Annotated in this window: 10 protein-coding genes; 3 read left to right on the forward strand and 7 right to left on the reverse strand. The window is 35.3% G+C overall.

The genetic code is table 11. From position 1 onward, the window contains the following. Positions 1 to 701 precede the first annotated feature (701 nt). The 6 genes from infB to F6K40_RS07720 form a co-directional block, all read right to left on the reverse strand. Entirely contained in the window at positions 702 to 3,878 is a 3,177-nt protein-coding gene (gene infB / locus F6K40_RS07695) for a translation initiation factor IF-2 (RefSeq protein WP_293133709.1), read from the reverse strand. 1,003 nt (positions 3,879 to 4,881) lie between these two features. Beyond that, positions 4,882 to 5,136 carry a YlxR family protein gene (locus F6K40_RS07700; RefSeq protein WP_293133712.1) on the reverse strand — a complete coding sequence of 85 codons (255 nt, stop codon included), beginning with the start codon at positions 5,134 to 5,136 and terminating at the stop codon, positions 4,882 to 4,884. Positions 5,137 to 6,005: 869 nt separating this feature from the next. Beyond that, the gene (gene nusA, locus F6K40_RS07705) at positions 6,006 to 7,337 is read right to left on the reverse strand and encodes a transcription termination factor NusA (RefSeq protein ID WP_293133715.1); all 1,332 of its coding nucleotides are present in this window, start codon (positions 7,335 to 7,337) and stop codon (positions 6,006 to 6,008) included. A 1,150-nt stretch (positions 7,338 to 8,487) separates the two neighbouring features. After that, a complete protein-coding gene (rimP, locus tag F6K40_RS07710) occupies positions 8,488 to 8,949 on the reverse strand; it encodes a ribosome maturation factor RimP (protein WP_293133718.1) in 462 nt (153 codons plus the stop codon). Between the two features lie 1,374 nt (positions 8,950 to 10,323). Further along, on the reverse strand, positions 10,324 to 11,757 hold the full coding sequence (locus tag F6K40_RS07715) for a hypothetical protein (RefSeq protein ID WP_293133721.1): 1,434 nt from the start codon (positions 11,755 to 11,757) through the stop codon (positions 10,324 to 10,326). A gap of 1,766 nt (positions 11,758 to 13,523) precedes the next feature. Then, the gene (locus F6K40_RS07720; protein WP_293133724.1) at positions 13,524 to 14,912 is read right to left on the reverse strand and encodes a malic enzyme-like NAD(P)-binding protein; all 1,389 of its coding nucleotides are present in this window, start codon (positions 14,910 to 14,912) and stop codon (positions 13,524 to 13,526) included. Positions 14,913 to 15,244: 332 nt separating this feature from the next. Here F6K40_RS07720 and F6K40_RS07725 point away from each other — a divergent pair, with 332 nt between their 5' ends. Further along, positions 15,245 to 15,958, forward strand: a complete 714-nt coding sequence (locus F6K40_RS07725; protein ID WP_293133727.1) for an Npun_F0296 family exosortase-dependent surface protein — start codon at positions 15,245 to 15,247, stop codon at positions 15,956 to 15,958. Between the two features lie 986 nt (positions 15,959 to 16,944). On the opposite strand, the gene F6K40_RS07730 is transcribed toward F6K40_RS07725, so the two are convergent. Further along, complete coding sequence (locus F6K40_RS07730; protein ID WP_293133730.1) at positions 16,945 to 18,108, reverse strand: threonine synthase; 1,164 nt, start codon at positions 18,106 to 18,108, stop codon at positions 16,945 to 16,947. A 1,483-nt stretch (positions 18,109 to 19,591) separates the two neighbouring features. Here F6K40_RS07730 and F6K40_RS07735 point away from each other — a divergent pair. Then, positions 19,592 to 20,662 (forward strand): NAD/NADP octopine/nopaline dehydrogenase family protein, encoded by a 1,071-nt coding sequence (locus tag F6K40_RS07735; protein ID WP_293133733.1) that lies wholly within the window; start codon positions 19,592 to 19,594, stop codon positions 20,660 to 20,662. Between the two features lie 1,701 nt (positions 20,663 to 22,363). After that, positions 22,364 to 23,296: a DMT family transporter gene (locus tag F6K40_RS07740; protein ID WP_293133736.1), complete on the forward strand. Its 933-nt coding sequence runs from the start codon at positions 22,364 to 22,366 to the stop codon at positions 23,294 to 23,296. Positions 23,297 to 23,306: the final 10 nt, after the last annotated feature.

Here is a 23,306-nt window from a genome sequence, read left to right on the forward strand (position 1 = left end):
TCCCGCGTTGTCCCGTAAGGGCAACGTCGGGAGTATTGTAAAGTTTTATTAATTTTATAGAAAAACATAGGAAAACAACTAAAAATATCTTAGACTGAGAAAGGATTGCAGAACAGCTCGTTAAATGTTTACAGGAGGGATAATACAGTTAGTAGAACGTACTATTATTAAAAAAAATAATCTGGTGTCAAATACAATGAGTCATGTCAATGTTCGTTTAAATACCGATAAGAAAAGTAGTCCCAAACGCTTTTAGCAATGGGATAGAGGGTGTTGTAGTTCACCCCGTTAAGGTAACACTTAATTAAAACACTTGTCTAGGAATATTTTTCTATAGATTTAGTAACTATTTTATAATTTAACTAAAAATTGCTTTGATGCAATTTCCACCTATGTGTTTGTAAAAAAGTCTTTAAGTAATTAATGCCTTTAAAGTTTAAGTAAAGTTGGTTTTTTTAGCATTTATAAAGAAGCAGTCAGGACTCAGCACCAACCCCCATCCCCTCCCAGGAGGGGATGGGGGTTGGTTATTTTTTGAGCGATTTATAGAAGACGTAAGTGTATCTCTAGAGAAGAGGGAATAGCAGCAAAGAGCGAATTGCCTGTACGGGAGTAGATGAAAAGAATTTAAACGTGGCCTTCAAACTATGGAACTTCTTTCGTATTACTTTTGATTAAGGACTACTTTGATACTCACTACTTTAGGTAGATAGTTTCCGACGCTTAGTTACCATTTGATAACCTTCAATTATATCACCTTCACTCCAATCATTAAACCGATCAAAACTAATACCACATTCATAACCTGCATTTACTTCCTTAACATCATCCTTCATACGTCTGAGGGAGTCTAATATACCTTCATGTATAACTTCTCCATTGCGACGTACTCGCACTTTACAATTACGGACAACTTTACCAGACAGAACATAGCAACCTGCAACAGCACCACGGCCAATCGCAAACACAGCACGAACTTCCACCTCACCTAACGCTTCTTCTACCAGCTCAGGATCTAACAGACCTTCCATGGCCCCTTGGATATCATCCAAGAGTTTGTAGATAACATCGTATTCTCTAACATCTACTCCCGCTGCATCTGATGCCTGACGCGCTCCTGATGCCATAGTCGTATTAAAGCCAATAATCACGGCCTCACTCGCTGCTGCTAAGTCAATATCTGTTTCTGTAACTTCCCCAGCTCCAGATAACAACAACCTTAGTTGCACTTCCTTTTGAGGTAGTTGTCGTAGAGCTGCAACAATAGCCTCTATAGAACCTTGAACATCCGCTTTTAGTATCAAATTAAGTTCTTTGAGTTCTCCCTCCTGGGCACGAGCTGAAAAAGTACCCAAAGTAGTTCCGCCACCCATAATCCGCGATTGTCTTTTCGCATCTGCTCTTTTCGTAGTAATAGCTGAAGCTTCTTTTTCATTCTCAAACACTTCAAACTCATCACCAGCTTCAGGCACATCTCTAAGACCAAGAACTTCTACAGCAAAAGATGGACTAGCTTTCTCTACTCGATCGCCCCGATCATCGATCATTGCCCGTACTTTTCCATAGACTGAACCTGCTACTACAATATCTCCTACTTTTAAAGTCCCATTTTGTACTAATAAAGTAGCTACTGGTCCTCTAGCTTTATCTAAATTGGCCTCAATTATCGTACCTCTAGCCAAACGTTCTGGATTAGCTTGCAGGTCTTCTACCTCCGACACCAGCAAAATCATTTCCAGTAAGCTATCTAAATTTTGTTTCTGGATAGCACTAACTGGAACCATAATTGCATCTCCACCCCACTCTTCAGGCACTAGACCATGTTCCATCAATTCTTGTTTAACACGGTCTGGGTTAGCTTCTTCCTTGTCTATCTTATTAATAGCTACTATCAAAGGTACTTCTGCAGCTTTAGCATGGCTAATAGCTTCTATAGTTTGTGGTTGTACCCCATCATCTGCAGCTACAACTAAAATAGCAACATCCGTAACTCTTGCCCCCCTAGCTCGCATTGCAGTAAAAGCTTCGTGACCAGGAGTATCTAAAAATACTACTTGCTGCATCTGGCCTTCATGTTCCACATCAACATGGTAAGCTCCAATATGTTGAGTAATACCACCTGCTTCCCCTGCTGCTACCTTAGTTGTACGAATCGAATCTAGAAGACTGGTCTTTCCATGATCGACGTGTCCCATAATTGTTACAACTGGAGGACGACGTTGAAGACTTTCCATATCTGCATCTTCCAGCATTTCAGTAGTTTTCTTAGCTGCTGACTCCTCTTCTGGAATTTCTATCGGTATTCCTTCATCTTGTACAACCATTTCTATGGTAGGAATATCCAAGCTTTCAGTAATATTGACTGCTATGCCTTTCATAAACAGTCTTCTGATAATCTCTGTTTCAGGCACTGCTAAAGCTAATGCCAATTCCTGAACAGTCATTGATGCACTAATGACTAACTTTTCAACAGGTTTTAGTTCAGCAGGTTGAGTTTGTTCGCTACTTTCAGACTTGACAGATTCACGGGATTGACTAGATTTCTTCTTAACAGTGGAAGCATTGCTACCAGACTGAGGCTTATTTTGTTCAGCAAAACTTTTTGGTTTTGCTGGACGAGCTAAAGATAAGCTCATTGTTACTGGTGCAGGTTTATTCAAAAGTTCTGCTAATTCTTCATCTTCATCTTCTAGCAACGGCTTTGGACGACGTTTAGCCTTAACAGCAGATTTCGTATTTTTCTGAAGAATATCGCTGGTTTCTTCTTCTTCTTCTTCTTCCCACTTTGAACCTTTCTTCGGTTTCGTTAAAGTCGGCTTATTTGGAGCTATAGCTTTTCGCCTTGGTTTTTCTAAATCATAATTTATAGTTTCTACTGCATTATCTTCTTGGCCTTTTTCTTCTACATCTAAATCTAAGTCAATATCTGTTGATTCTTCTGTAGCAGGTGTTGTTAGTTTCGGCTTTGGTGCAAGTTGAGGCTTTGGTTCTTGCTTGAGTTCTTGCTTTAGTTTAACTGTCGGCTTATCTCTATGTTTTGGCTTTAATTGAGGAGCAGTTTCAGGAGCCGAAGGAGATGTTTTTACACCTTCTCTTTTTTGGGGAGTATCTTTATTTTCTGTTTTAGATACAATAGCAGGTTTGGCAACATGAGTATCTTTATTTTCTGTTTTAGATACAATAGCAGGTTTTTCTTCCTTCTCTTTTCTTTTTTTACCTTCTTGCTTTGGTTTTTTATTTTTTTGATTTGGCTTGCTAATGCTAGTATTTCGTTGATTTCGATTCAAGCTAGGGGGAGTTGGCCTTGCAGGTGGGGCCACTAACTTTGGTACTTCTTCTGTTACCTTTTCACTGGTATCCGTTTTCTCAGGAGTATGATTTTTATTTAATGGTCTATTGGGAGATTGAACTGGAGAATTATCACCTACTTCTGAGCCAGATTTATTTTTTGGTGTCTCTGACTTTAGAGATGGGTTTGGCCTTAGTCTACCAACTGGTTGAACTTGATTATCTAATACTGAGGGATTTGGAGGAGTTGCCACTAAATTATTATGTATTTTGCTGTGATTTTTCTGTTGAGATTTTTCTACTAATGATTTGGGTTTGCGTACTTCTAGTATCTGCTGTTTTTTCTGTTCGTTATGGTTACTAGGTGCATCTTGATTTTGAGAGTTACTTTTTTCTGGAGCAGCAGACTGACTAGGAGACTGGGGTAAGTTTTCTGCTCTAGTGCGAATTAGTTCTGCTTCTGATTCTGTGATAGTGCTACTATGACTCTTCACTGATATGTTGAGCCTTTGACAAACTGCTAATATATCTTTGTTGTCCAAATTCAATTCCTTTGATAATTCGTAAATTCTTACTTTTCCATTGTTCATCCACTCTACCCCCTCTTTAAAAAACTTATTTTTACATTGCTATAATATTGATTTAAGGATTACACTATAATTATACCATATTTCTATTCAGTTTTGTTGCTAAAAATATTTTTTTTAGTTTTCACCGCTCAACTAAACTTACTCAAACTGAACGAGAAAAACTGAAAGCTTAGTTGAACGCAAGTGGAGCGACCACTACAGGGTTTAACGGCAAGCCCTTTATTCCTTGGTCAAAGACATCAGGAATTACATGAATAATTGATAATTGATAATTTTTAATTAATAATGAAAGAGTTTTTTTAATCTCTAATTTTCTATTCCTATTTCTATCTAACTTGTTTATCTGCTCTAATTATCCATTAATGAATCGGCATTTAATAATTTATTTTCCCTGGTTTTATACAACCCTCTTGTTACTCCTTTTCCACTAAATTTAGTTTTTTTATATCTATATTTCGGTAAATTATCCCCATCTAAACAGCTTGATTAAGATGTATAATAGACTTCTGTAATTCTGAATTTTATTCCTTTTAATTGAGCTTTATACCTTAACATCTCTATTAACTTATAATGAGGGATCTTCACAAATTGTTGATTGTTCTTTTTCCCTAATTTTATTTCTTGTTTCCAGGTCTAATCATGCCCAATAATTAAGACTCCTATTTGAGGATTTTTAGTTCTATGAGAGCATTAATTATACAAAAATAATTTAATTTTAATGGAGTTTATTATTTATTTTAGTTTTGACGGTAGTTGCTTTTTTGAAATAGTTTTACTACTCCAAACTTTATACTAGCATTATTTGTAATTTTTCACTGGTCTCAATACTATCATAGTTATCTATATATCTATACATCTATAGTTAGACTAAATTAGAGCATAAATGTCTAACTGCTATAGAATATACAAATTAATAATTCCTTTCAATTTGTTTGGTTATTTTAGATAAATTTTGCTTGATTGACTTATGCTCCTATTAAACTATTTTAAGTATTATTTGTAGTTATTTCAGTTTTTCTAATCTTTGCCATAGCAATCGATATATTTCTGGTGGCACATAAGCTTTAAGTGAACGGCCTAACTTATTTTTTTGCTCGGCAACTTTCAAACATTCGATTTTTTCACAAATGTAAGCTGAACGACCTTCGCCTTGATCTAATTTAATACTATCAGATTTTTTGCTCCGAACAACTCGCAAAAATTCTTCTTTAGGAGCAACTTTTTTGCAACTAATACACCGACGGTAATTGGGTTTCATTTTAACTCTATTTGTAACAATTTTTTTCACTCAATTATTCAGATTTTTATCGTAATAATTAGTTAAATGGTGAGTTTTTTTTCCTTCGGTTCCGAAGGAAAGCCCATTCCAATCGACTAAGAGAAAATTAAAAATTTTCCTTTCGGTGAATCCTCTTTTTTGTAAAAAGAAGTCATTGTTAATTGTTAATTACTGAACTTTTTGTCTTCAATATTGATTCGAGATTTTTCAAAATACAATTATACAAATTAATACCTAGAAAAGATATTATTACATAGTAAAGTCGTTCTCAACTAACAAAATCTTTTCTGAATAATAAATCTTAATTATTTCATCAAATGTAAGGGGATTAAATTAATTAGATTAATTGTGATTTTAATTAATTACCTTCAACACTAACATTATTACCATAATATAGCAATCGCTAGGGCAATTAGGACATTCTTGCTCCTCTCAAATATAGTAGTCGAAGCAAAGGGCGCGGACACTACTAGATGCTCAAACTCAGTCAGAGGTGACTTCTGACTTCTGACTGTACGTCGGCAATCCGACAGTTCCCCTATCTGACTTGCGCGTAGCGCTATATAGTCCGTGCCGCGAATGTAGGGGCGAATGGCCAACAAACCCCTACTATACATCGGCAATCTGACCGAAAAATTTTGGTTTCAAACCTCCTCTTTCAAGAGGATAAAAAGCGGTCGAGGGATGGCGAGGAAACCTCGCCATATCCAATCGACCAAGAGAAAAGTTCAATTCCGTATTTTCAAGCCTCCTGGTTTCCTACGGAATTCTGGGCAAACAGCAGGAGGTAGTGATAACTGATAACTGATAACTGAAATTACGGCTTCCCTATCTGACTTCTGCTATACCTAACTTAATTCTAGAGGATATTCAGTTTCACTCTCATCAACCTCCAAAGAATCATCTGGTTCATCAAAATTTTTGTCAAAAGTATTTTCTATTACCTCTAACTCTGGTTCCTCAGTTTCATTTTCTTCTTCTTCAGCTTGTTCAGCTAATGCTTGACGATAAGAGACTTCAGCCGCAATTTTGCTATCTTCTTCAGCATGGTCATATTTATCCGTATCCTTAATATCAATTTTCCACCCTGTTAGGCGAGCAGCTAAACGCACATTTTGTCCTTCCTTACCGATCGCCAGACTAAGTTGGTCCTCAGACACCAAAATATGAGACCTCCTTTCCTCTGGATCGATCAAACGAACTTCATCTACTCTAGCTGGACTAAGAGAATTAGCGATATATATAGAAGGATCTGGAGACCACCGAATCACATCTATTTTTTCACCCCTCAATTCATTCACCACTACCTGAATTCTCGATCCCCTTGCACCAATGCAAGCTCCCACAGGATCTACATCCCTTTCTAGAGTATCAACAGCAATTTTAGTTCGGGGACCAACGTGCCGGGATGGGGGATTGGCCTCTCTCGCCACTGCCACAATTCTCACTATTTCGTCTTCAATTTCTGGGACTTCATTTTCAAATAAATAAACCACTAAACCAGCATCAGCTCTGGACACAAGTAACTGCGGTCCACGAGTTGAGCCTTCACATACCCGTTTCAGATAGACTTTGAAAGTAGCATTAGCACGGTAGTTATCATTAGGTAGTTGTTCTCGTTTCGGTAGTTCTGCTTCTACTTCTGGCCTACCAAAGCCACTACTTACAGCTAAGATAACTGACTGTTTTTCAAATCTCAAAACTCTAGCTTGAAGAACTTCTCCTTCTAAATCTTGAAATTCTTCTTGAATCATCTTTCGTTGTTGATCCCGTAGCTTTTGAGCTAATACTTGTTTAGTTTGGATAGCAGCCATACGACCAAATTCATTTTTATTGGGTGTCACATCTGACAATACTGTGTCATTTAACTGAGCTACTGAGACTACTTCTAGAACTTCTTGTAGAGCTATATGGTGATCTGGATTAGCTACTGTCTCAACAATGGTTTTAGTAGCTAATACTCGATAACCTTCTTCTTCAATATCTAACTCTATTTCAAAGTTGTCAAAGTAATCATCTGTAAAATGGACTCCATCTATAGATTGAGTCCGTCTGTAGCGTTCATATCCTTTTAATAAAGCTTCTCGTAAAGCAGACTGAACTGCTTGTTTAGGTAAATTGCGCTCTTTACTAATACTTTCGATTAACTCTTTCAGTCCAGGCAAACTAACCATTGACATAATTTTTTATCCTCTAAATTTTTATGAATTGTAGTTATTGAAGCTAATTGGTTTAAATCTTGGTGAGATTAGGGTATTAATTATTTAGGCATTCAAGTGCGATATTTTTTTGTTTTTTTGAGAGCTTAGATGTTGGAGATAGAAAAAAACTAGGAAAAAGAACAAACATGAAGTATTGGTATTGGACTTGTATTTACTTAGGGTTTGCGCTTAAAAGTCTTCTTGCTGTTCTCTAGTAGTCAGTAGAAATGGTAGATTGAGAGAATGTAATCGGAACAATTATTTCTCAAAATTTCCCCTGTTATCTGCTCATAATCCTTACTTTTTGTAGTTCACGAGAGGCAAAAAATGGTATTTTTTTTCACACAGATAATAGCTCAAATTTTAACTTTATCAGCTTTTAATATTTATTCAGCAAGCCCTACTGAAAACAAATTTATTTTCACGAAACTATTAGGATAGTAAAGACAAAAAGGAATAGAGACGGTATATGGTAAATGATTTGACCTACCCAGAGTATTAGGTATAAAAGCTTTGCGCTGCCCAAAACACCCACTGCCAATTGCCTAGTGCCACTACGCGGAATTAAAAATTCATGCATTATTGGTTAGTAAGGCTTTTAAGATTTTGTAACTGGTCAGTTATTTCTGCCATCCTGCAGCAGTTATATCAGACTTATTCTATTGGAAGAGGAAGTGAAAAGCAAATAATCCCAGTAGATTTCATTCAACAAAAATACTGTTGTTAAATAAGCTTTTTCCCGTTAACTCTCCCGAAGGGATTTGATATTTTTTATATAGAATCTCAAACCCTAATTTTTAATTCTGGATGTGTAATTCCTATAAATTATCAAACAAAAAATTTAGACCATAATATCTGTCCCTACAACATTTTCTATTTTCCTTTAATTTAATTTAGAGATGTTTTACCGAAAAATTTTGGTTTAAAGCCTCCCCTTTTAAGGGGATAAGAAATAAAAATTTTCCTTCGAGTCAATCCTCTTCTTTTCAAGGAGAGGTAATTATTCATTATTCATTATTCATTGTTGAAATACTCATTTCTTTCCTTGGTAATGCTCCCTAAACAGCGTTTTCTTTTAAAATCTTAAAAATCTGATTGCTGAGTTTTGAGCATTACCACTTTTTAATTTCTACCTTCCTTCTTGTAATTCAACGGTACTAATAAGAGAACGTGGAATACTTACTTGTCGCCCTTTTTGGTTTATGTAAACACATATTTGATCCCGACGAACCAGTTGTCCTGTCCAGTTATTTTTACCTTTATAGGGTTCGGAAGTATTTACAGTGACACTAAAGCCTTTAAAGGCAATGAAATCTCGGTCATTATCCAAAAATTTAGAAATACCAGGACTGGATATTTCTAGTAGATATGGTTCAGGAATTATATTTACTGCATCTAGTTGTTCTTCTATCGCATGACTCATTCGTTCACAGTCATCTAAACCTGTGTCTTGATGAGGGTGTCGAATGTCCAATCGTAGAACTGGAGGATGCTGGTTTGTATGAAATACTGCTCCTACTAATTCCAATCCTAGTGATTCAGCAATAGGGGTAGCAAATTTGATGATTTGTGGTATTAATGGGTGACTCATGGGACAAATGCAACAAAAAAAGTGGGCTTTACCCACTCCCCGTTGACAATTTTGACATTCTCTCCGCCGTATAACGGACAGAGATTACTACAGATTGACACTCTGCCCTCTCAAGAGACGCAGATTCTTCAGGAAGTACCTGAAAGGGTCTGTCAAAAGGCATTTGGAGCCACCGACCCTCTACCCTGTTGCTTTCGCTTCAGGCTACTTGTTTTTTTTCTTTGCAGGGGATTACCACGCATGCTTCTCATCGCTCTACAACCTGCCATTGTTTGCCCCAATGAATGTCGCTGAAGCACTTAAAAAGCCGTCGGTTCTCAGGTGGGGCCGGAATTTCTCCGTACTAGGATGCTTCAACACGCAGGCATCTACCCTTACTAAGTTTTTAAGTATAACATAAGGCGACTAAAGTCCCGCGAGTAATAAAAAATCAGAAGATATTACTATCAAAAAGTGAGCTATTTTTTGATAGTAAAATAAATTATGATTCTCTGCAACAATTAAGAATTAAACAATAAGCTTAATTACTATGTGATAGAAGTGGTTTACGAATCCGTTGAAGTTAAATTAGATTTGTATAAATCTCAATTTCTTGAAGCAGATCATCAACTTCATCTGGTGACGAAACTTTTGAATGCAAAAATGATTTGAGACTAGCTCTATATTTTGACCATATTTCTTCAAACTTCATGGAAATAACTAAGAGGAATAATTGGCTTTGGTAATTTTAGCTATGATTTTTCTTGAAATGGTAATTGCCTAATTCCTAATTAAAATAAAAAGCATTTTATATTTTACAAATTTTAGATTTCATAGCTTGATTCACCAACGTCGAATAATTATTTATTAATTTATTATCTCACCCATTTAGGTGATATTTACAAGAGAGTGTAATGGATAGAAAATGCCATACTCAAGTAGCTTGATAGACGAGAAGTGGGTTATAATTGAATTCTATTTACCGAAAAATAAAAAAACTAAACCCCCAAAATAGACTACAAAGAGAAATATTTATATCGTGTTCTCTACTAACTTAAGAATGGTTGTAATTGGTTTGATTTACCCAAGGATTTACCTCCTTATTCGACGGTATTTTGGCACTACAAATTTAAGTTATAGTATTTTGGTCGCAGTTAGGAGTCAGGTAGGGAAGGTCGGATTGGAGACGTAAAGAATTTACTCATGTTTTCAGCTCAAATCAACTATTAGAAAAATTGTCACAACCAATTTATAATTGCTATATATGGGTTCTAAATTTATTCAGAAGACCATATTTAGCTACTTAAAAATATTTATACTATCAATTTTTTTGTTAACACGCAAAGTTATTTTTTTCTCTAGTCATTTTTGATGCTCTTTTCCAGTTATAGCATCTTAATATTTATTAGCTCTAAGCTGTAATTGTCTGGTTTCTTCTAAAATTTTCTCGACATCTTCCTCACTCATTCCCATCACATAGTTAACCTTTACTTCTTCAAGAAATGCTGATACTAAGGATTGAAGTTCTTCTAAAGTCTGTTCCTCTTGTAATTCTTTACTTAACGATTTGCTGAAGTGTTGAACTAATTGTTCGGATAATTTTGTTCCTTCTGGATCTGCCATTGCAGCTTTAACTGTCTCGTAGGCATTTTGGGGTACTTCAGTAGCAATATTGGATAATTCTTTGACTAATCTTTCCGATAATTGATTTGCTAAGTTTTCTACTCCTGGTATTTGCTGAAATCTCTGAAAAGTGGGTGATTCTGCAACTATTTTTTCTACACTATAACGGATTAAAGCTTCTAAGTCTGATTGAACTTCAGGTATGACTTTACAGACAGTTATTTGTACTAATTTACTAGCGATAGCTTCAATTTCATTTATGTTATTTAGATCGATATAAGTTCGATCTTGAGAGGAAAATATTCGCTTTGCTAATTCACCGTTTTTTACATCTTTTTGTACCTGATTAATTACTTGCATTATGACTACTTCTGTTAGTTCTTGAGCAATGGAAGCAAGAAAACCTCGGCTAGCTTGTGCCCTGATTGTTTCTAGGTTAATAATTTGAGCATCATTGAGGCGAATTGTCACAGGAATTATTCGTAAAAACTGAAGAAATGGCAGTAGTAAAAAAATATCGTACCAACGCCATAGCATTGCTTCTAGCCAGTTAACGCTAGGATAACGGCGACTAATTGAAAATGTTCTGCCTAAAAATTCTAAACCAAATATAATGATAAATGGGAAGTCAATTATGCTGAAATAATCAGTTAGTCCTCCACTTTCACCAATGCCTCGATAATAATTTTTAGCAATTAATGGTACTATCTCTGCTTCAAACCAATCACGTTTTTCAATCCACCTATTTTCTGTTAAGTATTCAACACTCCAAAAAGTTCTAAATGATTCTTTTGCAGAATCTTCTGGATTACGAATTTTATCCCTCATGCGATTTTTTATTTTTTCTAAAGAGCCACTTTTATTCGCAACTTCAAAAGGATTTTGATTGATCATATCTATAGAAAGTTCTCGTAGATATTTTAATTGTTCTTTTACTGCTACAGACTCAGGATCTTCATTGATTTTTGTTTTTAATTCTTCAAAACTATCTAGGTATTTTTTTGTATCTCTATTAGGTATAATTCCTTTAATAGGGTCGTATATTTTTATGAGACTAGGAATATAATCGAAATAAAAATCTCTCAAAGTAACATAGGTAATATTAAATAAGACTAGGGTAAAATTTAATAGTGCTAAAAGTGCCATTATTCTTTCAAATATTGGTACTTTACGAGTCTTGCGGCGGATATATTTTGTAGTTGCCATTTATGATTTACTGGTTTATATATTTGCAATAGTTAATATTCTATATTTTTTGAGATTCCTACAAATTATTAGAATTAAATTTTTAACAATATCTAAAAAGCACTAAGAAAATAGTAAATCTAGTTTATCTAAAACCAGCATTTTCCCATTAACTATGGATAATTTTCTCGGAAAAATAATTTTTGACTAACTCAATATAAATAAAAAATTGAAAGCTTAATTATATTTATCTTGCTTTTGCCATTGAGGTTGTCTGTAATAGTATAGTGCTATATATTAAGGTTAGAATTTTTCTACATCCTGAAACCCTTTGACAGTCTACTGTTTCCTATTCCCTATTCCCTAGCGCGTAGCGCTATAGTGCTATAGTTTTGACTAACTATATTTCATCAAGATTTTCGCGTCAGTTTGCACACAAAGGAATATCCAATTCACTATAGAAATGTCTTGGGAACAATAATTTTTGACTCAAAACAAAGTGAATTTAAATTGAAAACTTAATTAGATTTACACTTGCTTTAACTATTTAGGTTGTTTGTAATAGTAGTGCTATAGTTTTGACTAATTATATTTCATCAAGATTTTGGCGTAGGTCTTAACACAATAGTTGCATCCTCAACCCAGTTTCTGGAACGACTTTCTAATCTTAACAAACTAGAAACTTTCCCATTAACCATGGATAATTTTTTGAATAGAAATAAAAATTGAAAACTTAATTAGACTTACCGAAATAATTAATAATTAAACAATTAAATAATTAAATAATTCAGGTTTAAATCCTCCCCAATAAAGGGGAAAAAAGCGGTTGGCAAGCGGAGCATTCCCTTATGATGGGATGGATAGGTGACCGGCGCCATATCCAATCAACCAAGAGAAATAAATCTTTTCCTTTTAGCCAATCCTCTCCCTTTTAGGGAGAGGTAATTATCAATTATCCATTATCAATTATCCATTATCCATTATCCATTATCCATTAATGAAGCCTGTTTCAACCATTCATCCTACATATACAGTAGTGCTATAGTTTTGATTGACTATAATTTGATAATTTTGGCGTAAGTCTTCAAAAGTAGATTAATTGGTAAAGCTAGAAATCAGAAGTTGTTTTTGTAATGGAGATTTTGAGCAATGCTCCAAAAACACTTCGCCAATCAAGGTAGGGTGCCGTGACTTTGTTTGTTTGATAAATCCTACTTAGGTTTTGCTCTCTTAATCTCAAAGGATTGACAGATTAAGGTAAGCGCCTTTTTAGGTCTGGAAAAAGTACCTGGTTTTCAGTTCTTAATTGTCAAAAAGTTAGTATTAACGGCAAGAATTGGACAGAAAAATTGAGGAATAAATATATCCGACTACCTCCTTTAAATTCCCATTTCTCCTGACTACTAACTACTGACTACTGACTACTAACTACTGACTACTGACTACTGACTACTGACTACTATAAAAAGTACCTGGTTTTCAGCTCTTAATTGTCAAAAAGTTAGTATTAACAGCAAGAGTTGGACAGAAAAATTGAGGAATAAATATATCCAACTACCTCCTTTAAATTCCCATTTCTCCTGACTACTGACTACTGACTACTGACTACTATAAAAAGTACCTGGTTTTCAGCTCTTAATTGTCAAAAAGTTAGTATTAACAGCAAGAATTGGACAGAAAAATTGAGGAATAAATATATCCGACTACCTCCTTTAAATTCCCATTTCTACTGACTACTGACTACTGACTACTACAAAAAGCAAAAAGACTTTGTCACCAAGTCCTACTTAAACAGTCACCCCTTCTTGACGAGCTGCATGGGCTACAGCGCCAGCAACAGCCGTAGCTACCCTTGTATCAAATACTGAAGGAATAATATGCTCCTTGTCAAGGTCTGAAGTTTTGACTAAAGAAGCGATCGCTCTAGCAGCTTCTAAATACATTGTCGAAGTGAGGGTAGTTGCCCGACAATCTAGAGCGCCCCGAAATATCCCAGGAAATGCTAAAACGTTATTAATTTGATTTGGATAATCACTCCTACCTGTGGCCATAACTGCCACATCTCCTGTTACTAATTCTGGCTGTATTTCGGGAATAGGATTAGCCATGGCAAATACTATTGGATCTTTGGCCATAGAACGTACCATTTCTGGAGTAACAACTCCTGGCACACTAACACCTAAGAATACATCAGCTCCCACTAAAGCATCTGCGAGGGTACCTGAAGACTCAACGGCAAATTCTTGTTTTTCGGGATTTAAACCTGTACGACTTTTTGAGACTATACCTTTAGAATCACATAACCAAATTTTATTAGTCCCTGCTTTGCGTAACAAACGAGCGATCGCTATTCCTGCAGCACCAGCACCATTAATAACGATACGAATATCTTCTATAGATTTTTTGACCAATTTTAAACTATTGATTAAGGCAGCTAAACTAACAATTGCTGTGCCATGTTGGTCATCGTGAAATACTGGAATATCTAATATTTTTCTTAATTTGGCTTCTATTTCAAAGCAACGAGGGGCAGCAATATCTTCTAAGTTAACTCCTCCAAAAACAGGAGCAATATTTTTAACTGTTTCTACAATAGCATCAGTATCTTGAGTCGCCAGGCAAACTGGAAAAGCATCTACTCCAGCAAATTCTTTAAATAACATAGCTTTACCTTCCATCACTGGCAAAGCTCCTCCGGGGCCAAGATTTCCTAGTCCTAAAACGGCACTACCATCTGTGACAATGGCAACTGTATTTTGTTTAATAGTTAGGTTGTAGATTTGTTCGGGGTCTTCGGCAACTGCTTTGGAAATTCTGCCTACTCCTGGAGTATAAGCCATTGATAGATCGGCTTGGGATTTGAGGGGTATTTTGCCTTGGACTGTTATTTTACCACCACGATGTAAATTGAAGGTTCGGTCATACAGATCGACTACTTTGATTTCTGGTAAAGCTTTGACAGCTTGGACGATTTTGTCACTATGTTCTGTACTGTAGGCGTCAACTGTAATTTCTCTAAGTGTAATTTGGCGACTTTGTTCGAGTAAGTCAATATGGCCGATATTGCCTCCTTCTGATGCGATGGCTTGGGTGACTTTGGCCAACATTCCGGCACGGTTAGGAGTTTCGAGGCGAATTGTTAAACTAAATGAGGGATTTGGTGTTAGTTGTACCATATTAGGTTTGTTTGAGGTCTTGAGTCCTAAATTTTTGTGTCATCGTAGTTCATCGTAAGTTGTCGGTGAGCATTTCTTGGGTTTAGGAAGGAATTTCTTTATCTAAACTTTTTGAGGCGATCGCTAGATTTGGCATTGCTGTGAAATCTAATAGTTAAGTTCTTTGCGGTGAGTCCAAGATTTCTGGTTCTCTGTACCCTAAAACTTTGTTTTCTTAACATTCTTTTATCAAATCTAAACATTTAATAACAATTAAGAGCTACCTTTTATTCTTTATTCTAAAATTTCAGGATAGGATTCACTACATCCGTATAATTTCTGAAGGAACCATTATGAAAGCAATCAATAAAGTATTGACAGGTCTTTTGGGTAGTTTACTTTTAACTACAATTGCCAAACCATCGAATGCAATTACATTTAGTCTTGGGGGTACATCTGTTCCAGGGGAAGGTCAATTCTCCAGTATGCCAGGGGTGACAACTATAGATTTTAACTCAGGTGCGGCACCGACATCGGGTCCTATAGTTTATTCTGCTAGTGGTGGTAGTCCAACAATTGTTGAAGGTACTGTATGGGGTTCTGCAGCACCACTTGACGATTCATCAAAGTATCTAGTAGTTTCTCCTTTTCGTGTTGGAGATCCTGGTAATTTTGGAACTAGCCCTGTTACAATCAACTCTAATAACGGACTACTAGATTATTTTGGTCTTTATTGGGGATCAATGGATTACGGAAATCGGATTGATTTCTACCAAGGCAATACATTACTTCAATCATTTACAGGTGGAGACATTATTACCTCATTTCCAGTTAATCGAGGTGGTGAATACGTTAATTTCTCTGCTACTGGAGCAAGTGACTATTTTGACAAAATAGTTCTATCTCCCTCTCTACCTTTTGAATCAGACAATCATGCTATCAAATGTGTTGAAGTTGAAGATTGTCCCCCTAGTTCAATTCCTGAACCTACTTCTGCCATCGGTTTATTAGTATTTGGTGCTTTTGCTTATGGTTTGAGGAAAGGCGAAAAGGTAGCAAATAAGTAATTTATACCACAGAATAATTAGGGAAGGCAAACGCTATTTAAGTCACCGAATAATTAATAATTAATAGTTAAACGATTCAGATTTAAAGCCTCCCCTTTTAAGGAGATAAAATCAAACAATTTCCTTTTAGTTAATCCCCTTCTTTTAAGAAAGGAGAATTGTTAATTATTAATTATTAATTGCTGATGGTATGTTTTTAAAACTCAGGCTAAAAAAATTTATAAAATTATCTATACTAGGAAGTTTAATATTAGTTTTTATATTTGTCTAGGTGAAAAATAGTTGGGAAATTTACTTGTTTTTGGGGAGATGAAAAATTTGAGATAAAAATTATGAATGGTTGGTTAAAAATTATTCAGAAGTGGCTATAACTCATCTCAAGAAACTGTATTATTAGATCAAAAATTTATAATTTTTAGCTGGAGAGAAGTTATCAATTTATATTAGGAATTTTCCGAGCTAGCATGATGGAATTTGAAAAGGTTTCGTGGGTATGATTTTCTGAAAAATATTCTAGAATTTTGCCGAGTTTTAGGGAAATGAAAATTTGGAGACTGAGGATTGGTTTGGTTCTTTGTGATGAAAAATATTTGGGAGATTTACGGATTTTTGGGTAGATGAAAATTATGAATGGTTGGTAAAAAATTATTCGATGGAATTTGAAAAGGTTTCGTGGGTATGATGTTCTGAAAAATACTGTGGAATTTTGCCGAGTTTTGGGGAGATGAAAATTTTGAGGATAAATATAGTTTCTCTCTTGAATCGGGATGAAAAATAGTTGGGAGATTTACGGATTTTTGGGGAAAAGCTGAACGCTTACCCCTATTAACGAAGTTAGAAGTCAGAAGTTATTTTTGTAACGGGGATTTGAGTACCGCTCCAAAAATATTTTGCCGATCAAGGCGAGGTTTTCGACGCAATTATTTTGATAATGGGAGTTCTTAAAAAAATTCCAGAATTTTCCAGAACTTATTTAATTCTCATTCCTAACTTCGTCCTCCAGTTAACATCAGCAAGCATTTTTCTGATGAGGAAATCCATCCGTCAACAATTAACTTTTTACAGGCCGCTAAAGATAACGCCGCAGTATGACAAGCGGAAATACCAGTCTCTTGTAAAATCTCGTAACTCTCCAAAAGTTCTGCTTGAGTTGGAGCAACCACAGTTCCCTGAGTCTCTAGAATTAAATCCCGCAAATAAGGGTAACTAGCGGTAGGATTACCTCTAAGAATTGCCTCAGCCTTCCCTTTAGGATTCCGGACAATATCCTCATCGGCAATTTGTTCTCGATCGCTATGAAATGCTGTATAAACAGGAGGGCAGGTATCTTGCTGGACAGCAACAAAACGAGGCATTTTCTCAATGTACCCATTAGCTAAAAGCTGCTTAAATCCAAAATATCCGCCATAAAAACCCATCCCACTACTGATAGGTTGAAAGACTACATCAACTTGGAAATCTAGTTGGGTGGCTCCTTCCATATAGCCAGTTTTCAGACCTTCGCGACGAAAGAAATTGAAAAATCCTCCTTCCCAGAAAAGATTATTTTCTAAAGCATATTCTTTGGCTAATTTGCCAGTTTCCACAAAATCTACATTTGTTTCATGTATGGTCGCATAGGGATTATCAAACTTTAACCGATGCCGATGGGTTGATGGAACAAAAACATGAAGCCTAATTAGACCTTCAAGTTTTTTAGCCCAGTACATGAAACTTGAAGAGGAGTTGCCTGTAGAAGAGACGACAAATTCTTTAACTCCGCCCCATAACAATCCTGGCGTTGCCATACAACTCTGTCGGTATTTTGTATTTCCTGTGGCTAAAGCTCCTTCAACTTTACAGTAAATCCCATCATGGTCAACATATTGAGGATTGTCCAATCGAATCAGAGGAGTTTCTGGACAGTCAAATTCTGGGAGGGGTTGAATTGGAACAAAGTCTTCAAAGCGCGAAAGTCCAGAACCAGATTTTAACGTTTGAGTGCTGCTGTAGACAACATTTAAGACACCTCCATCACAAGCCTGGCAACGATAACGTAGTTCTAAGGGATATTCCTCTCCACAAACGGCACATTTGAGGTAAGCTTGAGGGTTAAGTTGAATTTTTTCTGGTATGAACATAAGACAAGCAATGATATTTTTTGCAAGCAATAATTAACCGAACTTTACCAAAAAATACTTTAAAAATAGTATTAACGGTTGACAAATTATATGTATGATTATTTTAAGACTGCTTGAAGTAATTTTCCATCAGTCTCTCAGACCGGAATCTGAAATTTCTATCTATAAACTTTAAAGTCAAATAACTAAGACGTTGTAGTTAGACGAATTTTCTATCAATATCTCAGACCGGAATCTGAAATTTATATCTATAACTTTAAGTCAAACAACTAAGACGTTGCAGTTAAAATAATTTTCTATCAATATCTGAGATTTCTATCTATAAACTTTAAAGTCAAATAACTAAGACGTTGTAGTTAGACGAATTTTCTATCAATATCTCAGACCCGAATCTGAGATTTCTATCTATAACTTTAAGTCAAACAACTAAGACGTTGTAGTTAGACGAATTTTCTATCAATATCTCAGACCCGAATCTGAGATTTCTATCTATAAATTTAAGTCAAATAACTAAGACGTTGTAGTTAAAGTAATTTTTAATCAATATCTCAGACCTGAATCTGAGATTTCTATCTATAAACTTTAAAGTTAAATAACTAAGACCTTGTAGTTAAAGTAATTTTTCATTAATATCTCAGACCCGAATCTGAGATTTCTATCTATAAACTTGAAAGTCAAATAACTAAGACGTTGCAGTTAAAATAATTTTCTATCAATATCTCAGACCCGAATCTGAGATTTCTATCTATAAACTTGAAAGTCAAATAACTAAGACGTTGCAGTTAAAATAATTTTCTATCAATATCTGAGATTTCTATCTATAAACTTGAAAGTCAAATAACTAAGACGTTGCAGTTAAAGTAATTTTTCATCAATATCTCAGACCCGAATCTGAGATTTCTATCTATAAACTTTAAAGTCAAATAACTAAGACGTTGCAGTTAGACTAATTTTCCATCAATATCTCAGACCCGAATCTGAGATTTCGATCTATAAACTTTAAAGTCAAATAACTAAGACGTTGCAGTTAAAGTAATTTTCTATCAATATCTGAGATTTCTATCTATAAACTTGAAAGTCAAATAACTAAGACGTTGTAGTTAAAGTAATTTTCCATCAATATCTCAGACCCGAATCTGAGATTTCTATCTATAAACTTTAAAGTCAAATAACTAAGACGTTGCAGTTAAAATAATTTTCTATCAATATGTCAGACCCGAATCTGAGATTTCTATCTATAAACTTTAAAGTCAAATAACTAAGACGTTGCAGTTAAAATAATTTTCTATCAATATGTCAGACCCGAATCTGAGATTTCTATCTATAAACTTGAAAGTCAAATAACTAAGACGTTGCAGTTAGACTAATTTTCTATCAATATCTCAGACCCGAATCTGATATTTTTGGTTTCTTGTTCCCTACAACCAAAGTCTTGTAACATTATTTTATCGAATTGGTATAAAGAAATTGTCAAGTTTTAATAAATTCCAGTAAATTGAGAGGAAACTTTTTCATGTCACAAGATAGTTACCTAGTCGTGGGTGGCGGAGATGTAGGTTTAGCTACAGCTGTTCACCTTAGTTCTCAAGGGTGTCTGGTTTATTTATTTTCTCGTCGTTATTCTGTAATAAATAAAACTAAGATTGTTCGTTCAACTGGTCTATTTTTACCTGGTAATTATCCAATTGCAGCTTGTTCTAATAATATTCAGAAAATTGCAGTCGCCAATGATGGAAAATTGCCCAGGAATATTATTATTTGCTGTCGAGGTCAGGATATTGAATCTTATGCCAGTATTTTAGGTGAATATATTCACTCTCAAATGAATATTCTAATAATTTGCGCTAGTCGTTTTTCTGGTCGAGTTTTTGGCAAAGTTTTGTACAGAGAATTTGGGATAATTGAAACGCAATTACCGGCAATTGCAGATGTAAATAATAGCCCTTTTGCTTGCCGAGGCAATGCTGATGACCAAGTTGCTATTAAAAGGTTTAAAAAACAGTTTAAGGTGGCTGCTCAAAACTCAGAAATGACAGAGCGTATTTTGGTTACTTACCAAAGTTTATTTGAGAATTTGCGTCCTGCTATTTCTAGTTTAGAAGTAAATTTAGATAAATGTAATGATATTTTTCATATACCTTTAATCTTAGCTACTTTAGAAAAGTGGGAGCTTGGAGAAAGTTATAACATTTACCGAGGTTTTAGTCCTCGTACTGGTGATTTAATTGCTGATTTAGATAGCGATCGCTTAATTATTGCTAAGGCGTTAGGGTTTCCTAATCTCAGTAATATATATGATTATTTTAAGACTGCTTATGGAACTTCTGGGCCATCTATTTACGAACATATTCATCAGATTAAGGCATTGGACAATGCTACTGTTAGGAATCTCCATCATCGCTATCTTTCGGAGGAGTTACCTTTTGGAGCTTTTCCACTACAGGTTTTAGCTCGTCTTGTAGGAGTGGATACTCCATTTTTAGATAGCTGTGTTACTCTGGGAAGCAAGTTTGTAGATGAACCTTTGAGGTGGAATGCTGAGTTTCTGGAATTGGATACCCAATGGTTGAATAGCCAACTCTAGCAAAGTTCAGAAGTTATATTTTTGGGCTAAACGCTAGATTTCGAGCTAGAAAATTCCCGTCAAATAACTAAGACGTTGCAGTTAGACTAATTTTTGATTAATCTCTGACGCCGGAATTTGAAATTTCGAGCTAGAAAATTCCCGTCAAATAACTAAGACGTTGCAGTTAGACTAATTTTTGATTAATCTCTGACGCCGGAATTTGAAATTTCGAGCTAGAAAATTCCCGTCAAATAACTAAGACGTTGTAGTTAGACTAATTTTTGATCAATCTCTGACGCCGGAATTTGAAATTTCGAGCTAGAAAATTCCCGTCAAATAACTAAGACGTTGCAGTTGGACTAATTTTTGATCAATCTCTGACGCCGGAATTTGAAATTTCGAGCTAGAAAATTCCCGTCAAATAACTAAGACGTTGCAGTTGGACTAATTTTCCATCAATCTCTCAGAGCTGAATTTGAGATTTCGATCTATAAACTTGAAAGTCAAATAACTAAGACGTTGCAGTTGGATTAATTTTTCCTCAATCTCTCAGAGCTGAATCTGAAATTTCGAGCTATAAACTTGAAAGTCAAATAACTAAGACGTTGCAGTTGGACTAATTTTCCATCAATCTCTCAGAGCTGAATTTGAGATTTCGAGCTATAAACTTGAAAGTCAAATAACTAAGACGTTGCAGTTGGACTAATTTTCCATCAATCTCTCAGAGCTGAATCTGAAATTTCGAGCTATAAACTTGAAAGTCAAATAACTAAGACGTTGCAGTTGGACTAATTTTCCATCAATCTCTCAGAGCTGAATTTGAGATTTCGAGCTATAAACTTGAAAGTCAAATAACTAAGACGTTGCAGTTGGACTAATTTTCCATCAATCTCTCAGAGCTGAATCTGAAATTTCGAGCTATAAACTTGAAAGTCACATAACTAAGACGTTGTAGTTGGATTAATTTTTCCTCAATCTCTCAGAGCTGAATTTGAGATTTCGATCTATAAACTTGAAAGTCACATAACTAAGACGTTGTAGTTGGACTAATTTTTCCTCAATCTCTCAGAGCTGAATTTGAGATTTCGATCTATAAACTTGAAAGTCAAATAACTAAGACGTTGCAGTTGGACTAATTTTCCATCAATCTCTCAGAGCTGAATTTGAAATTTCTATCTATAACTTTCAGTCAGATAACTAAGACGTTGCAGTTGGACTAATTTTCCATCAATCTCTCAGAGCTGAATCTGAAATTTCGAGCTATAAACTTGAAAGTCACATAACTAAGACGTTGTAGTTGGATTAATTTTTCCTCAATCTCTCAGAGCTGAATTTGAGATTTCGAGCTATAAACTTGAAAGTCACATAACTAAGACGTTGCAGTTAGACTAATTTTCCATCAATCTCTCAGACCAGAATCTGAAATTTCTATCTATAACTTACAAAATCTCAGGTCGGAATCTGAGATATCGATCTATAATTCAAGTCAAATAACTAAGACGTTGCAGTTGGACTAATTTTGCCTCAATATCTCAGACCCGAATCTGAAATTTCTATCTATAACTTTAAGTCAGATAACTAAGACGTTGCAGTTAGACTAATTTTATATCAATCTCTCAGAGTAGAATCTGAGATTTCTATGTATAACTTAAGTCAGATAACTAAGACGTTAAGTCCTAGATTTCCATTTATCTAAAATCTTATAACAAGGAGTCAATATTGAAAGTCCTACAAGAAATAGTTTCTGGATCGGGCAATTCAAGAGCGATCGGATTTTTAGGTCTTGCAATATTTGCTCACTCTTCGCTTCCAATCTTTTACCGATTACTTGAAGGAGAAATCGGTCCATTTTCAACCGCATTTCATCGTGTTTGGCTTGCCACTTTGCTCCTAGGTCTCTGGAATGGAGCACAATATCTCAAAAACCAGTTTTCCCCAGATAAATCCGTCAAACAAAATCCCTATACCCGTTTAGTTATATTACAACTATTGGTTGCTGGAATCAGTTTTGCGGGTAATCAACTCCTATTAGCTTGGTCCTTGAGTCAAATGACTGTTGCCAATACCACAATATTAACGAATATGACTCCAATTTGGACAGTTCTTTTGGGTTGGCTGATCTGGAATCAAACCTTTGATAAGGTCTTTTTAATTGGCATGGCAGTTGCTGTTGTAGGCGCTTGTATGATTGGCCTTCAAGACTGGCAATTGGCGACAGGAAATTTACAAGGGGATGGCGTTGCGATAATGGCTGCACTCTTCAATAGTACCTATCTGCTTCCTGTAGAATCTTTGCGCTCCCAATTGAGTTCGATAGCAATTCTTTCATGGACTTGTGTAATATCGACTCTATTTATATTGCCTATTGCTTTGATGACAGAAACTCAAGTATTTCCCCACACTTGGTCAGGATGGCTTTTTGTGATTTTGTTGGGGTTAATCTGTCAACTTTTAGCGGTGGGACTTGTCACCTATTGCCTCAAGAAAATATCTTCTGGGTTAATAGCGGTCTCCAAGCTACTTATCCCTATTATCAATGCTTTCTTAGCTTGGTTATTTTTTAGCGAAATTTTAAGTTTCTGGAACTATGTAGCATTTACTGTGGTTATCTTAGGTCTCTATATCTCCAAATATAGTAAAATTTCGGAGTAAAGCGTTTGAA

This window comes from Okeania sp. SIO3I5, assembly GCF_010672085.1.
GTDB lineage: Bacteria > Cyanobacteriota > Cyanobacteriia > Cyanobacteriales > Microcoleaceae > Trichodesmium.

What these genes read in the sequence shown, in the direction of transcription:
- infB (WP_293133709.1), bottom strand. Translation starts at nt 3,878, where the DNA reads ATGAACAATGGAAAAGTAAGAATTTACGAATTATCAAAGGAATTGAAT.
- F6K40_RS07700 (WP_293133712.1), bottom strand. Translation starts at nt 5,136, where the DNA reads ATGAAACCCAATTACCGTCGGTGTATTAGTTGCAAAAAAGTTGCTCCT.
- nusA (WP_293133715.1), bottom strand. Translation starts at nt 7,337, where the DNA reads ATGTCAATGGTTAGTTTGCCTGGACTGAAAGAGTTAATCGAAAGTATT.
- rimP (WP_293133718.1), bottom strand. Translation starts at nt 8,949, where the DNA reads ATGAGTCACCCATTAATACCACAAATCATCAAATTTGCTACCCCTATT.
- F6K40_RS07715 (WP_293133721.1), bottom strand. Translation starts at nt 11,757, where the DNA reads ATGGCAACTACAAAATATATCCGCCGCAAGACTCGTAAAGTACCAATA.
- F6K40_RS07720 (WP_293133724.1), bottom strand. Translation starts at nt 14,912, where the DNA reads ATGGTACAACTAACACCAAATCCCTCATTTAGTTTAACAATTCGCCTC.
- F6K40_RS07725 (WP_293133727.1), top strand. Translation starts at nt 15,245, where the DNA reads ATGAAAGCAATCAATAAAGTATTGACAGGTCTTTTGGGTAGTTTACTT.
- F6K40_RS07735 (WP_293133733.1), top strand. Translation starts at nt 19,592, where the DNA reads ATGTCACAAGATAGTTACCTAGTCGTGGGTGGCGGAGATGTAGGTTTA.